The 13,451-nt window shown below is 68.5% G+C and carries 12 protein-coding genes; 6 read left to right on the top strand and 6 right to left on the bottom strand.

Going from position 1 to position 13,451, the window contains the following annotated elements; all coding sequences use genetic code 11:
- Window positions 1-330 precede the first annotated feature (330 nt).
- Both RV986_RS22845 and RV986_RS22840 read left to right on the top strand, forming a co-directional pair.
- Window positions 331-2,856, top strand: coding sequence for an ATP-dependent Clp protease ATP-binding subunit (locus RV986_RS22845; protein ID WP_475919176.1), 2,526 nt, complete (start codon window positions 331-333; stop codon window positions 2,854-2,856).
- A 566-nt stretch (window positions 2,857-3,422) separates the two neighbouring features.
- Window positions 3,423-4,022 carry a M23 family metallopeptidase gene (locus RV986_RS22840; protein ID WP_475919175.1) on the top strand — a complete coding sequence of 200 codons (600 nt, stop codon included), beginning with the start codon at window positions 3,423-3,425 and terminating at the stop codon, window positions 4,020-4,022.
- 15 nt (window positions 4,023-4,037) lie between these two features.
- On the opposite strand, the gene RV986_RS22835 is transcribed toward RV986_RS22840, so the two are convergent.
- The gene (locus RV986_RS22835) at window positions 4,038-4,637 is read right to left on the bottom strand and encodes a TetR/AcrR family transcriptional regulator (RefSeq protein ID WP_475924385.1); all 600 of its coding nucleotides are present in this window, start codon (window positions 4,635-4,637) and stop codon (window positions 4,038-4,040) included.
- Window positions 4,638-4,808: 171 nt separating this feature from the next.
- Between RV986_RS22835 and RV986_RS22830 the strand changes: the two genes are divergently transcribed.
- From RV986_RS22830 to RV986_RS22820, 3 genes are all read left to right on the top strand, one after another.
- Window positions 4,809-6,452 (top strand): MDR family MFS transporter, encoded by a 1,644-nt coding sequence (locus RV986_RS22830; protein ID WP_475919174.1) that lies wholly within the window; start codon window positions 4,809-4,811, stop codon window positions 6,450-6,452.
- Between the two features lie 163 nt (window positions 6,453-6,615).
- The gene (locus tag RV986_RS22825) at window positions 6,616-7,023 is read left to right on the top strand and encodes a helix-turn-helix transcriptional regulator (protein WP_475924384.1); all 408 of its coding nucleotides are present in this window, start codon (window positions 6,616-6,618) and stop codon (window positions 7,021-7,023) included.
- 169 nt (window positions 7,024-7,192) lie between these two features.
- A complete protein-coding gene (locus tag RV986_RS22820) occupies window positions 7,193-7,627 on the top strand; it encodes a VOC family protein (protein ID WP_475919173.1) in 435 nt (144 codons plus the stop codon).
- Window positions 7,628-7,672: 45 nt separating this feature from the next.
- Here the strand turns inward: RV986_RS22820 and cseC are convergent, their stop codons facing one another.
- From cseC to RV986_RS22795, 5 genes are all read right to left on the bottom strand, one after another.
- Window positions 7,673-9,082, bottom strand: a complete 1,410-nt coding sequence (gene cseC, locus RV986_RS22815; protein WP_475919172.1) for a two-component system sensor histidine kinase CseC — start codon at window positions 9,080-9,082, stop codon at window positions 7,673-7,675.
- An 8-nt stretch (window positions 9,083-9,090) separates the two neighbouring features.
- Window positions 9,091-9,795, bottom strand: coding sequence for a two-component system response regulator CseB (gene cseB, locus RV986_RS22810; RefSeq protein WP_475919171.1), 705 nt, complete (start codon window positions 9,793-9,795; stop codon window positions 9,091-9,093).
- A gap of 19 nt (window positions 9,796-9,814) precedes the next feature.
- Complete coding sequence (locus RV986_RS22805) at window positions 9,815-10,411, bottom strand: hypothetical protein (RefSeq protein WP_475919170.1); 597 nt, start codon at window positions 10,409-10,411, stop codon at window positions 9,815-9,817.
- Window positions 10,412-10,452: 41 nt separating this feature from the next.
- Complete coding sequence (locus RV986_RS22800) at window positions 10,453-11,004, bottom strand: SigE family RNA polymerase sigma factor (protein ID WP_475919169.1); 552 nt, start codon at window positions 11,002-11,004, stop codon at window positions 10,453-10,455.
- 268 nt (window positions 11,005-11,272) lie between these two features.
- Window positions 11,273-12,193 carry an HhH-GPD family protein gene (locus RV986_RS22795; protein WP_475919168.1) on the bottom strand — a complete coding sequence of 307 codons (921 nt, stop codon included), beginning with the start codon at window positions 12,191-12,193 and terminating at the stop codon, window positions 11,273-11,275.
- Between the two features lie 361 nt (window positions 12,194-12,554).
- On the opposite strand from RV986_RS22795, the gene RV986_RS22790 reads away from it, so the two are divergent.
- Window positions 12,555-13,358 carry a hypothetical protein gene (locus RV986_RS22790; protein WP_475919167.1) on the top strand — a complete coding sequence of 268 codons (804 nt, stop codon included), beginning with the start codon at window positions 12,555-12,557 and terminating at the stop codon, window positions 13,356-13,358.
- The last annotated feature ends 93 nt before the right edge of the window (window positions 13,359-13,451 follow it).

Below are 13,451 nucleotides of genomic sequence, written 5' to 3'. Positions count from 1 at the left end.
AAGGATGTTCGCCCATAGCGGAGGGAACCGGTGCACGCCGCATGGAGTGTCAGTGCGTACGGGTAAGACATCCCTAGTGGGAGGGGCGACACGCATGGCTCGGGCATCTCACGTTCGCCATCGGCGTACAGCTCGTGAGGGTATCTGCCTGGCCTGCGGGAACATCGTCTCGCACCATCAGGTTGGACAGGATGTCGGCGTTCGGGGTCAGGAGGCCAAGGACGGTGTCGGCAGTTGGAATGAGCGGTCCCCGCTTGCGGGACTAAGCTGCGGAAGGACAGGGAGGGGAGCGTCCCCTTACTGCCTGACCGCTCTGAGGAGCGATTAACGATGTTCGAGAGGTTCACCGACCGCGCGCGGCGGGTTGTCGTCCTGGCTCAGGAAGAAGCCCGGATGCTCAACCACAACTACATCGGCACCGAGCACATCCTCCTGGGCCTGATCCATGAGGGTGAGGGTGTCGCCGCTAAGGCCCTGGAGAGCCTCGGGATTTCGCTCGAGGCGGTCCGTCAGCAGGTGGAGGAGATCATCGGGCAGGGGCAGCAGGCCCCGTCCGGACACATCCCCTTCACCCCCCGTGCCAAGAAGGTCCTGGAGCTGTCGCTCCGCGAGGCCCTTCAGCTGGGCCACAACTACATCGGCACGGAGCACATCCTGCTCGGCCTGATCCGAGAGGGCGAGGGCGTCGCCGCCCAGGTCCTGGTCAAGCTGGGCGCAGACCTCAACCGGGTGCGGCAGCAGGTCATCCAGCTGCTCTCCGGCTACCAGGGCAAGGAGACCGCCACCGCCGGTGGTCCTGCCGAGGGCACCCCCTCCACGTCCCTGGTCCTCGATCAGTTCGGCCGGAACCTCACCCAGGCCGCTCGTGAGTCCAAGCTCGACCCGGTCATCGGGCGCGAGAAGGAGATCGAGCGGGTCATGCAGGTGCTGTCCCGCCGGACCAAGAACAACCCGGTCCTCATCGGCGAGCCCGGCGTCGGCAAGACCGCCGTCGTCGAGGGACTGGCGCAGGCCATCGTCAAGGGCGAGGTGCCCGAGACCCTCAAGGACAAGCACCTCTACACCCTCGACCTCGGCGCGCTGGTCGCCGGCTCCCGCTACCGCGGTGACTTCGAGGAGCGCCTGAAGAAGGTCCTCAAGGAGATCCGCACCCGCGGCGACATCATCCTGTTCATCGACGAGCTGCACACGCTCGTGGGTGCGGGTGCCGCCGAGGGCGCCATCGACGCGGCGTCGATCCTGAAGCCGATGCTGGCCCGCGGTGAGCTCCAGACCATCGGTGCGACGACCCTGGACGAGTACCGCAAGCACCTTGAGAAGGACGCGGCCCTTGAGCGCCGCTTCCAGCCGATCCAGGTGGCGGAGCCTTCCCTCCCCCACACGATCGAGATCCTCAAGGGCCTGCGCGACCGTTACGAGGCGCACCACCGCGTCTCCATCACGGACGAGGCGCTGGTCCAGGCCGCCACCCTGGCCGACCGGTACATCTCGGACCGCTTCCTGCCGGACAAGGCGATCGACCTGATCGACGAGGCCGGTTCCCGGATGCGCATCCGCCGGATGACCGCGCCGCCGGACCTCCGCGAGTTCGACGAGAAGATCGCGGGCGTCCGCCGCGACAAGGAGTCGGCCATCGACTCCCAGGACTTCGAGAAGGCGGCCTCTCTCCGCGACAAGGAGAAGCAGCTGCTGGCGGCGAAGGCCAAGCGGGAGAAGGAGTGGAAGGCCGGCGACATGGACGTCGTCGCCGAGGTCGACGGCGAGCTGATCGCCGAGGTCCTCGCGACCGCGACAGGCATCCCGGTCTTCAAGCTGACCGAGGAGGAGTCGAGCCGCCTGCTGCGCATGGAGGACGAGCTCCACAAGCGGGTCATCGGCCAGAAGGACGCCGTCAAGGCGCTCTCGAAGGCGATCCGTCGTACGCGTGCCGGTCTGAAGGACCCGAAGCGTCCCGGTGGTTCGTTCATCTTCGCGGGCCCGTCCGGCGTCGGTAAGACCGAACTGTCCAAGGCCCTCGCCGAGTTCCTCTTCGGTGACGAGGACGCGCTGATCTCCCTCGACATGTCGGAGTTCAGCGAGAAGCACACGGTCTCGCGTCTCTTCGGTTCGCCCCCCGGATACGTGGGCTACGAAGAGGGCGGTCAGCTGACGGAGAAGGTGCGGCGCAAGCCGTTCTCGGTGGTCCTCTTCGACGAGGTCGAGAAGGCCCACCCGGACATCTTCAACTCGCTGCTGCAGATCCTGGAGGACGGTCGCCTGACCGACTCCCAGGGCCGGGTCGTGGACTTCAAGAACACGGTCATCATCATGACGACCAACCTCGGCACGCGGGACATCTCGAAGGGCTTCAACCTGGGCTTCGCGGCCACGGGTGACACGAAGTCGAACTACGAGCGCATGAAGAACAAGGTCTCGGACGAGCTCAAGCAGCACTTCCGCCCCGAGTTCCTCAACCGCGTCGACGACGTGGTCGTCTTCCCGCAGCTGACGCAGGAGGACATCCTCAAGATCGTCGACCTGATGGTCGGCAAGGTGGACGAGCGCCTCAAGGACCGGGACATGGGCCTCGAGCTCTCCCAGTCCGCCAAGGAACTGCTGTCCAAGAAGGGTTACGACCCCGTCCTGGGCGCGCGGCCGCTGCGTCGCACGATCCAGCGCGAGATCGAGGACACGCTCTCGGAGAAGATCCTCTTCGGCGAGCTGCGCCCCGGTCACATCGTGGTCGTCGACACGGAGGGCGAGGGCGAAGCCAAGACCTTCACCTTCCGCGGTGAGGAGAAGTCGGCGCTGCCCGACGTCCCGCCGATCGAGCAGGCCGCGGGTGGGGCTGGACCCAACCTGAGCAAGGAGGCGTAGCGCTCGGCGCGCTCGCCCGAACAGAGGGGCTGCCCCGGGACTTCGGTCCCGGGGCAGCCCCTTTTCCGTGCTTCTGGGCAGCCGTTTTCGCGCTTTTCTGTGCCTCTTCCGGTTCATGCCGGCGGGAAAGAGAACCGGGGCGCGCCATGCGATCCCGTGCAGCGAAGGCTGTGTGTGACGGGCCTCGCGGTGACATGACGCACAGGCGATTTGTCCGTTACTAGGGCGGCTAGTAGCGAACGATGATCGGGCAAAACGGACGTATCGTGCGGAACCCCTCTGGGGTGTCGATGTCGGGGGTGGCGGGGTGTCGAAGGCGGCCCTCCCGGTGGAACGCAACACCTGGAAGTGGGGCTAAACGCCCTTGAGGGAAAAAATCAGGCACATCCACTATCAGATGGGGCGTCTGTCAAGAAGACATCATTTTTACGCAGAAGTACGATCTGGCGTCGTAGATCGTGTTTTTGGGGGTTGATGCGGACACGGGTTACCAAGGGATTGTTCATCCGGTGGCGGTTTGTGCACCGGGTGGTCCAGCCCCCTGTTTCCGTCCTCATGAGGTTCCGATGTCGAAGCGCGCCGTGTCCCGTCACTCTCGTATGTCCCTGCTCCGTACCCGGACGGCCGCCGTGGCCGTCGGTGTGGGTGCCTCGGTCGTACTGGGCGCCGGGGTCGCGGCCGCCGCAGGCACCACCAGCGTGCCGGTCCAGCAGACCGCCGTGAAGACGGCCGTCACCAAGACGGGCGGTTCCTGGGTCGACCCGGTGCGGAGGTACACGCTCTCCGCCGGCTTCAACCAGGCCGGCAATATGTGGCAGCACAACCACTCCGGGCAGGACTTCGCCGTGCCCGCCGGTACCGAGGTCCTCGCCGCGCACGGCGGCACCGTCGTCAAGGCCGGCGGCAACGGCGCCGGTGACGGTCCCGCGTACGGCAACGCCATAGTCATCAGCCACGGCAACGGGACCTACTCGCAGTACGCCCACCTGTCGCGGATCGACGTCAGGGTCGGCCAGGTCGTCGGGACCGGCCAGCACATCGCGCGGTCCGGCAGCACCGGCAACTCCACCGGGCCGCACCTGCACTTCGAGATCCGTACGACCCCGAACTACGGCTCCGCGGTCGACCCCGTCGCCTTCCTGCGCTCCAAGGGCGTGACGGTCTGAGGCGCTCGTGACGGTCTAGGACGCCACGGGGGTGGCGGTGGTGCCACCGTGCGCCTGCGTCACCAAGTCGATGGCGACCTCCAGGACGGCCTTGCGCTTCTCCTCGGGGTCGCCTTCGACGTCTCTGAGCGCGAACATCCCGGCGTGCATCGAGAAGAGTCCGGTGATGCAGCGGACCTGGTCGATCAGCGGCGCGTCCGGCTCCTTGATGATCTGTACGAGGCTGAGCATGCGGTGCTTGAATGTCTCGCCGATGCTCAGCTCCCGCACCGTCGCCTGGTTCTCCTGCATGAAGCGGAAGAGCGGCGCCGCGCCGCTGAGGGCCTCGCTGTAGCGGCGCAGTACTTCCTGCTTGGTCTCCAGGGTCTTCGGCTGCTGCCTGCCCCACTCCACCAGCTCGTCGAGCGGCCTCGTCAGATCCTCGAAGAGGCTGATGAGGATCTCTTCCTTGGTCTTGAAGTGGTAGTAGAGCGCCGCCTTGGTGACGTCGAGGTGCTCGGCGATCTCGCGCAGCGAGGTCTTCTCGTAGCCGTGCTCGGAGAAGAGTTCTAGGGCCACGTCCTGGATGCGCTGGCGGGTGTCCCCGCGGCGCTGCTGTCGCCTGGTGCCGTCCATGGTGTCGCCGCCCATCCTCGTACTCCCCGCACTCCTTGAACGTACGTGCCGTTCTCCTGGTAAATCCAGGAAAACTTACTTGACGCCCGGCTAGTTACGGGTCTACTTTCCCTCAGTGTAGTCAACTTGCCGGGCGGCAAGTAAGTAGCAGGACCCAGGGGAGTGGAAACGATGGCGGACGGCACGGAAGCGGCCATAGCGGGCGAGAAACAGGACGGGCACGCCGGACAGGCGGGGCAGGCCGGTCAAGAGGCGGCGGCGCAGACGGGGCCGCAGCCGCGCAGTACGCGCGTCGTGCTGCTCGCGCTCATGATCACGATGATGCTGGCGATGCTCGACAACATGATCGTGGGCACCGCGATGCCGACGATCGTGGGCGAACTGGGCGGTCTCCAGCACCTGTCATGGGTCGTCACCGCGTACACGCTCGCGACCGCCGCCTCGACCCCGATCTGGGGCAAGCTCGGCGACATGTACGGGCGCAAGGGCGCCTTCATGACCTCGATCGTGATCTTCCTGGTCGGCTCCGCGCTCAGCGGCATGGCCCAGGACATGGGGCAGCTCATCGGGTTCCGTGCCGTGCAGGGCCTCGGCGCCGGCGGCCTGATGGTCGGCGTCATGGCGATCATCGGCGACCTGATCCCGCCGCGCGAGCGCGGCAAGTACCAGGGCATGATGGCCGGCATCATGGCACTCGCCATGATCGGCGGACCGCTCATCGGCGGCACCATCACCGACCACTGGGGCTGGCGCTGGTCCTTCTACATCAACCTGCCGCTCGGCATCGTCGCGCTCCTCGCCATCAGCGCCGTACTGCACCTGCCGAAGAAGCGCCTCCAGGCGAAGATCGACTACCTCGGTGCCGGACTGCTGGCCCTCGGTATCTCGTCCATCGTGCTGGTCACCACCTGGGGCGGCAGCGAGTACGCCTGGGGCTCGGCCAGGATCATGGAGCTCATCGGTATCGGTGTCGCCGCGCTGGTCGGCTTCGTCTTCGTGCAGACCAAGGCCGCCGCGCCGATCATCCCGCTGCACATCTTCCGCAGCCGCAACTTCACGCTGATGTCGATCATCGGCTTCATCACCGGCTTCGTGATGTTCGGTGCGGTGCTGTTCCTGCCGCTGTACCAGCAGTCCGTGCAGGGCGCGTCCGCGACCAACTCCGGGCTGCTGCTCCTGCCGATGCTCGGCGCGATGCTGGTGACCTCGATGGTCGCCGGGCGGGTCACCACCGGCACCGGGCGCTACAAGGTCTTCCCGGTCGTCGGCAGCGTCCTGATGGCGGTCGGCCTGTTCCTGCTCGCCCAGATGGACACCGGCACCACCCGGCTGACCTCCGGGCTGTACATGGCCGTGCTCGGCCTCGGCATGGGCTGCCTGATGCAGATCACCATGCTGGTCGCGCAGAACAGTGTCGAGATGAAGGACATGGGCGTCGCGTCCTCGTCCAGCACGCTGTTCCGTACGCTCGGCTCGTCCTTCGGTGTCGCGATCATGGGTGCGCTGTTCAACCAGCGGGTCCAGGACGTGATGGCCGAGCGGGCCGGAGCATTGGGCTCCAAGGTCACCGAGCAGTCGGCGCAGCTGGACGCGGCGAGCCTGGCCAAGCTGCCGGCGGCGGCGCGTGAGGCCTACCAGTACGCGGTGTCGTCCGGTACGCACTCCGCGTTCATGCTGGGGGCGGTGGTGGCCCTGGTGGCCCTGGTCGCCGCGGTGTTCGTGACGGAGGTTCCGCTGCGGGGCGCGGGGTCGGCCGAGGCCGGGGGTGCCGTGAGCGATTCGGCGCCGAAGACGACCATGGCTGAGACCGTCTGAGTTCGCTGGTCCGACCTGACCTGACCTGACCTGACCCGATCCCTGCTTGATCCGAAGACCCCCGGCGTGTCCGCCCCGGGGGTCTTCGCCTGTGAGTGGGCTTGCGAGTGGGCTTGTCAGCGGGGGTGTCAGTGGGGCGTGTCAGGATCGAGGGGTGGAGAAGATGCGGCGACTCCGGCTCGCCAAGGACGCGATGGACCGTGACTGGGCCGAGCCGGGGCTCGACCTGGACACGGTGGCGGCGCACGCCGGGTATTCGCGGTTCCACTTCATACGGGCGTTCAAGGCGGCGTACGGGGAGACGCCGGGGCAGTATCTGACGCACCGGCGCATCGAGCGGTCGGAGGACCTGCTGCGCACGGCGAATCTGTCGGTGACCGAGATCTGTCATCTGGTCGGCTTCAGCAGCCTCGGTACCTTCTCGGCGAGCTTCAAGACCTGGACGGGGCTGACACCGAGTGAGTACCGGGCCAAGCACGTGGGGCGTGGGGCGGCGCTCATCCCCGGGTGTTACGCGATGCTCTGGGCCGGCGGATTCAGGCCACGGGTCTGCGATGAGGACACCGACTGAGGACAGCAGCCGAGGACAGCAACTGAGGACAGAGGACAGCAACCGAGGACAGCAACCGAGGACAGCAACTCTGGAGAAGCAGGCGAAGGCGGCTCCGGCCTACGGTGAGGGCGACGGCGGGGCCGAGGCGCCCGTACAGAATCCACCACCCCAACAGGAGAGCAGAGCCATGATCTTGGGCCTGGGCATCACCACCGTATGGACGCTCGATCAGGAGCGCACCAAGGCGTTCTTCACCGAGAAGCTCGGCTTCGAGGTGCGTGACGACATGTCCATGGGGGACATGCGCTGGATCACCGTCGGTGCCAAGGAGCAGCCGGACGTCATGCTGGCGCTGATGAGCCCGGACGGGCCCGGCCTCGACCCCGAGTCGGCCGAGGCCTTGAAGAAGCTGGTCAGCAAGGGGGTGTTGGGCGCCGGCGCGTTCCGTACGGACGACTGCCGTGGCGACTACGAGACGTTCAAGGCGCGGGGCGTGGAGTTCATCCAGGAGCCCGCCGAGCGGCCGTACGGTGTCGAGGCGATCTTCCGTGACGACAACGGCAACTGGTACTCGCTCACCGAGCGCAGCGACGAACTGGACCTGTCGAAGGACTGGGCCTGAGGCTGAGGCTTGTCCGACGTCCGGCGGGCACCCGTGCCCCGCTTGTCACGAGGGCAGCATCGGGTAGCTGCCGGTGTTCGTCGGCGCGTGTTCCGGCAGCCACAGCACCGCGACCGCGCCCTCCGCGGACACGCCCTCCGGCGCTCCCGCGGGCCGGACGTTGCGGAAGGTCAGCCGGGCGCCCAGCACCCGGGCCTGGCCCGCGGCGATGGTGAGGCCGAGGCCGTGACCGTGGCCCGAGCGGTCCCTGCTGCCCGTGCGGAAGCGGCTGGGGCCGTCGGCGAGGAGTTCCTCGGGGAAGCCGGGGCCGTGGTCGCGCACCCGGATGACCCGGCCCTCGACCGAGACCTCGATCGGCGGCTTGCCGTGCCGGGCCGCGTTGGCCAACAGGTTGATCAGGACGCGTTCCAGGCGGCGCGGGTCCGTGGTGACCTCCGACTCGTGGATCACGCGTACGTCGGCGTCGGCGTCCTTGGCGGCCACGCGCCGCGACACGAACTCACCGAGCAGGATGTCCTGCAGCTCGGCCCGCTCGGACGCGCCGTCCAGCCGCGCCACTTCGAGAACGTCCTCGACGAGGGTGCGCATGGCCTGGGCGCGGTCGCGGACGAGTTCCGTGGGGCGGCCGGGGGGCAGGAGTTCCGCCGCGGTCAGCAGACCGGTCACGGGGGTGCGCAGTTCGTGCGCGATGTCGGCGGTCACCCGGCGCTCGGCCTCGATGCGCTGCTGGAGCGCGTCCGCCATCGCGTCCACGGCGCGCGCGAGGTCGTCGGTCTCGTCGCGCACCACGCCGCCGATCGCCTCCCGTACCCGTACATGCGTCTCGCCCTTGGCGACCTGGTTCGCCGCGGCGGCGGCCTTGCGGAGCCGGCGCGAGAGCTGGCCGCCGATCAGCACGCCGAGCGCGCTGCCGCCGAGGACGACCGCGATCGAGCCGATGATCAGCGCCTGGTCGAGGTCCTTCATGACGTCGGTGTTGCGGTCCGTGAAACCGGTGTGGAGCGAGAGGACGCGGCCGTCCTTGAGGGGAACGGCCGCCCAGATGTCCGGCACGCCGTTCGGGCGGTCGGCCACATAGGTGGCCCGTCGCCCCTGCAGGACCTTCGCCAGCAGATCCTTGGGCATGGTCGGGTCGTCGACCTTGACTCCGAACGCCTGGGTGCGGCCGGACTCGTACATGCGCTCCGCGACCGTGATCCGCTCGTCCGCCAGGTCGCGCGAATTGTCGAGCATCGAGACGCGCGCCGCGTTGTGCACGACGAGGCTCAGGGCGACCGCCACCAGTGCGCCGACCAGGGCGATCGCCGCGCTGAGCTTCCACCGGATGCCGGTGCGGATGCCGGAGTTCCCGGCATCGGCCGGCCCGAGCGGCCCGAGCGGTCCGGTCCGGGCGGGCCGTCCGATGACCGGTCCGCCGCTGTCCGCCGGGTTCCGGCGCTGCAATATCCCCCGCATGTCCCTGCTCAGGCCTTCAACTTGTAGCCGAAGCCACGGACCGTCTCGATCCGGTCCTGGCCGATCTTCGTCCGCAGCCGCTGCACGTGGACGTCGACGACGCGGGTGTCCCCACCCCAGCCGTAGTCCCACACACGTTCGAGCAGCTTGTCGCGGCTCAGCACCGTACCCGGCGCGGAGGAGAATTCCAGCAGCAGCCGCATCTCGGTGGGCGTCAGGGCCACCGGCGTACCGCTCTTGTGCACTTCCATGCCCTCGGTGTCGATCTCCAGGTCGCCGAAGGAGAGCAGTCCGCCGTCGACCGGCGCGGGTGTCTCGGCGGATCCGTTCGGACCGTTCGCGTGTCCGAAGCGGCGCAGCACCGCGCGGATCCGGGCGACCAGGACGGCACCGTCGAAGGGCTTGGTCACGTAGTCGTCGGCGCCCGCCTCCAGACCGAGCACGACGTCGATCGAGTCGGCGCGCGCGGACAGCATGATCACCGGGACGGTGGACTCGTCACGGATGCGGCGGCACAGCGAGACGCCGTCGAGTCCGGGGACCATCACGTCCAGCAGGGCGATGTCGGGACGGTCGGCGCGGAACGCCTCCAGGCCCGACAGCCCGTCGGGCATGGCCGTCACCGCGAAGCCGTCGCGCTCAAGAGCGAGCTGTGTGGCCTCACGGATGACGTCGTCGTCCTCGACGAACAGGACATGGGTCTGCTCTGCCATCCGGTTGCTCCGTCTGCGCTCAGTTCGAGGGGGCGGGCGTGTCCGCGCCGCCCACGGCGTTGCTGTAGTCGTTGTGCGTCCGGGACTCCTCGGTGAAGTGGGTCGTGGTCCACCCGTAGGTGATCACTTCTTCACTGGAGGGGTACGACATCGGGTCGCCCTTCTTGTACAGCTGCTGGGTGACCACCAGATCGCCCCGGTCTATCTCCGCGTAGACCGGCGGCTCCTCGGTCTTGAAGACATTCTCGTACCTGCCGCTTTCCTCGCGGTACACGTACGAGCCGATCCCGACAGCATCCCCACAGGTCATGACGTTGACCACGACGTCGTCGTCGGTGCCTCCGGTGAGATCCCCGTACGACACGTCGACCGGGTACTCGTCGCCGACGCACGGTTTCGACAGGGCGCTCTTGACCGATGGGCCGACCTCCGGGTCGTCCCTGACGAGCTCGACCGCGTCGACGCGCTTGGACGTCCTGGCCGGGGAGGGGGCGGGGGCGGGGGTCGCGGGGCCCTTCGCCACCGCCTCACCGCCCGCCGGGCCCTCGTCGCGGGCGCCCGTGCCTCCGGTGGCGCAGGCGGTCAGGAAAAGGCCGATGGCGGCGAGCGCGGTCACCGCCGCGCTCCCCGCCTTCAGGACCTGTCTGGCCCGAGTTCCTAGGCCGCGCAACGCTCCCGCTCCTTACCCGCTTCGAGCGCGCGTGCGCCGCGCTCCTCGTAGTCCCGGCTCTCCAGCTCCTCGCGGAGCCGGGCCAGTGCCCGGTGCAGCGTGCTCTTGACCGTTCCGGCCGACATGCCGAGGGCGGCGGCCGTCTCCTCCGTGGACATCTGCTCCCAGTGTCGCAGCACCACGACGCTGCGTTGCTTGGGAGCGAGAACCTTCATGATGTCCATGAGGAGCGCGCGGTCCGCGTGCTGCTCGGTGGAGTCCTCGACACAGGCGTCCGGGAGCTGCTCGGTGGGCACCTCTTCGAGTTTCCGGGCCCGCCACCACTCGGTACGCGTGTTGATCATGACGCGGCGCAGGTACGCGTCGGCGAGCCGCTTGTCCGCGATTCCGTCCCAGCGGCCGTACGTCCGTACGAGCGCGGTCTGCAGCAGGTCCTGGGCGTCGACGGGATCGGGGACCAGACGGCGGGCACTGCGCAGCAGCGCGTCCTGCCGAGTGCGGACGTACTCCTCGAATTCGAGCACCTCGCCGTGCGCCATGATCAACCGCCTCCATCCCCGTTTCCGACCTGCCTGCTGTCGCCTGCCGCCGGTTGTCCGTTTCCTGTGTCCCGCTGTCGTTCTGCTGTGTGCGCGGTACGGAGATGAAGCTACGGAGGCGTTGTCACGGGGTTGTCCGAGGCAGCCTGCGGTGAGCGCTCGGCTGTACGTCGGTTGTGTAACGGAAGTACGAGGTGGGTAAGGCGGGTTGGTTATAAGTCCCGGTTGGGGTGGTTTTGTCGGGGGGTTGGGGGTGGTGGGGCGGTGACTAGGTCAAGGGCAGCCGATACAAACCACCCTGCAGTGGCTCCACGAGGCCGTCGGCGACGAGTCCGTCCAGGGCGCGGGCGCGCTGTACCGGCTCGCTCCACACCCGGTCCAGGGTCGACTGCGGGACCGGTGCGACGGCCTCGCGGAGTACGGCGAGGAGTTTGCCGCGGACCTGGCGGTCCGTGCCCGCGTACGTCTGTCCGCGCCGTGGCGGGCCGTCGTGCGCCGGCTTGCCCGCCAGCCGCCATGCGCACTGCGCGGCGATCGGGCAGCGGTGGCAGGTCTCGTTCTTCGCCGTGCAGATCAGTGCGCCGAGTTCCATGGAGGCGGCGGCCCAGCGGGAGGCGGCGCGCTCCTCCTCGGGGAGGAGGGCGCGGGCGAGCTTGCGCTCGGCGGCGGTGGTGGCGTTCGGGGGGTACTGCACGCCCGTCACGACCCGCGCGAAGACCCGTCGGACATTCGTGTCCAGTACGGCATGGCGTTGCCCGTACGCGAAGGACGCGACCGCGGCGGCCGTGTACTCCCCGATGCCGGGGAGCGCGAGCAGCTGCGCGTGCTCCGTGGGTACGTCGCCGCCGTGCCGTTCCGTTATGGCGACCGCGGCGCCGTGCAGCCGGAGTGCGCGGCGGGGGTAGCCGAGGCGTCCCCAGGCGCGGACGGCTTCGCCCGGGGCCTCCTTGGCCAGGTCGGCGGGGCGGGGCCAGCGGGCCACCCACTGTTCGTACACGGGCAGGACCCGGCTCACCGGGGTCTGCTGCAACATGAACTCACTGACCATCACGCCCCAGGGGCCGGCGTCGGGGCGGCGCCAGGGGAGATCGCGGGCGTTCGTGTCGAACCAGGTGATGACCGGCTCGTGCAGGGTCTCGCCGGGGGTGTTGGGCGGGGGGCTGGGTGTGGGCATGGTGGGTGCAGTCATGGCGGTTCCGATCCTGCCATGTGGGGGTGGGGCTGTGCGGTTCCCCCGGGGGCGCGGTGGAGTGGCTTTTCGCCCCCCGCCGCCCCTACCCGTTCCCTCCACACCGGGGGCGGGTCCAGGTCCCGGGTGTCTTTCTGCTGCGGGTGGGTGGGGGCTGGGTGCGCAGTTCCCCGCGCCCCTGAAGGGTCGCTCCGGCCGGCCGGAGCGACCGGGTGCGGGATGGGACGGGGGCGCGGCGGGGGCGAGAAAATAGGGTTGGGGGTAACTCGGGTGTTCTGCCGGGATGATGATCCGGAAAAGTTGACGCTCAGGGCGGCGGGTGGGGCAAGCACCGGCGTGGATCTCTCGTACAGTTTGCGCCGTGGGATCTATGCGCAATCCGGTCGGGCCACTTCCCTCCACCATCTACTGGCGTCGGAGGGCCGTTCTGCTGTCCCTGGTAGCGGTGTTGATGCTGCTGATCATCTGGATCGTCAGCAGCGGCGGCGGAGGCGGCCAGAAGAACACGGACGGGTCCAACGGAAAGAACCCCGTGGACACGATCACTCCGGGCCCCTCCAGCTCGGGCCCCGCGATCAGCCAACACCCGGGCGGGCGTGACGAGTCCAGCGGCAGCGCCAGCGCAAGTACAGGAGCGGGCGGCGGTAGCGGCAGTGGCTCCGCCGGGACCGGCAGCGGTTCCACCACGGGCAGCGGCTCGGAGGACGGTTCCAACGGAAGCGGCGGCGGCTCCGCCGATCAGGTTCCGGCCGGGTCCACCCTCCCCAACTGCACCGCCGCCACCGTCAAGTTGACACTGCGCAGTGTGCACAACACCTACGCCACCGGCGACAAGCCCTCGATCGAGCTCATCGCGAAGAACTCCTCCAGCAGCGACTGCAAGGTCGATCTCGGCCCGAAGAGCGCCGTCCTGACGATCACTCAGGCCGGCGGAGACCAGAGCTTCTGGTCCTCGGACGACTGCCCCAAGGACGCCGTCAGCCTCTTCTTCCGCGTTCCGGCCGACGGTCAGGTGACCTACACGGTCGACTGGGACCGCACGGCCAGCGCCCCCCAGTGCGCCACGCCCCCGGCGGGCTCGGCCACCGCGGGCACCTACCTGGTGGAGGCGAAGGCACCGGGGCTGACGAAGGCGACGACGTCGTTCGTACTGTCCCAGGACTGAGGGACTGAAGGACTGAAGGACTGCTGAGGGACCGCTCAAGGACTGGCCGAAGTGGGAGCCGGCGCGGACGTTCCGTACCGCTCCAGGGAGCAC

The sequence above is a fragment of the Streptomyces sp. RLA012 genome (assembly GCF_056270325.1).
Note: the sequence above shows the minus strand (reverse complement) of the source record. Positions and strands in the feature narration are given on the sequence as shown.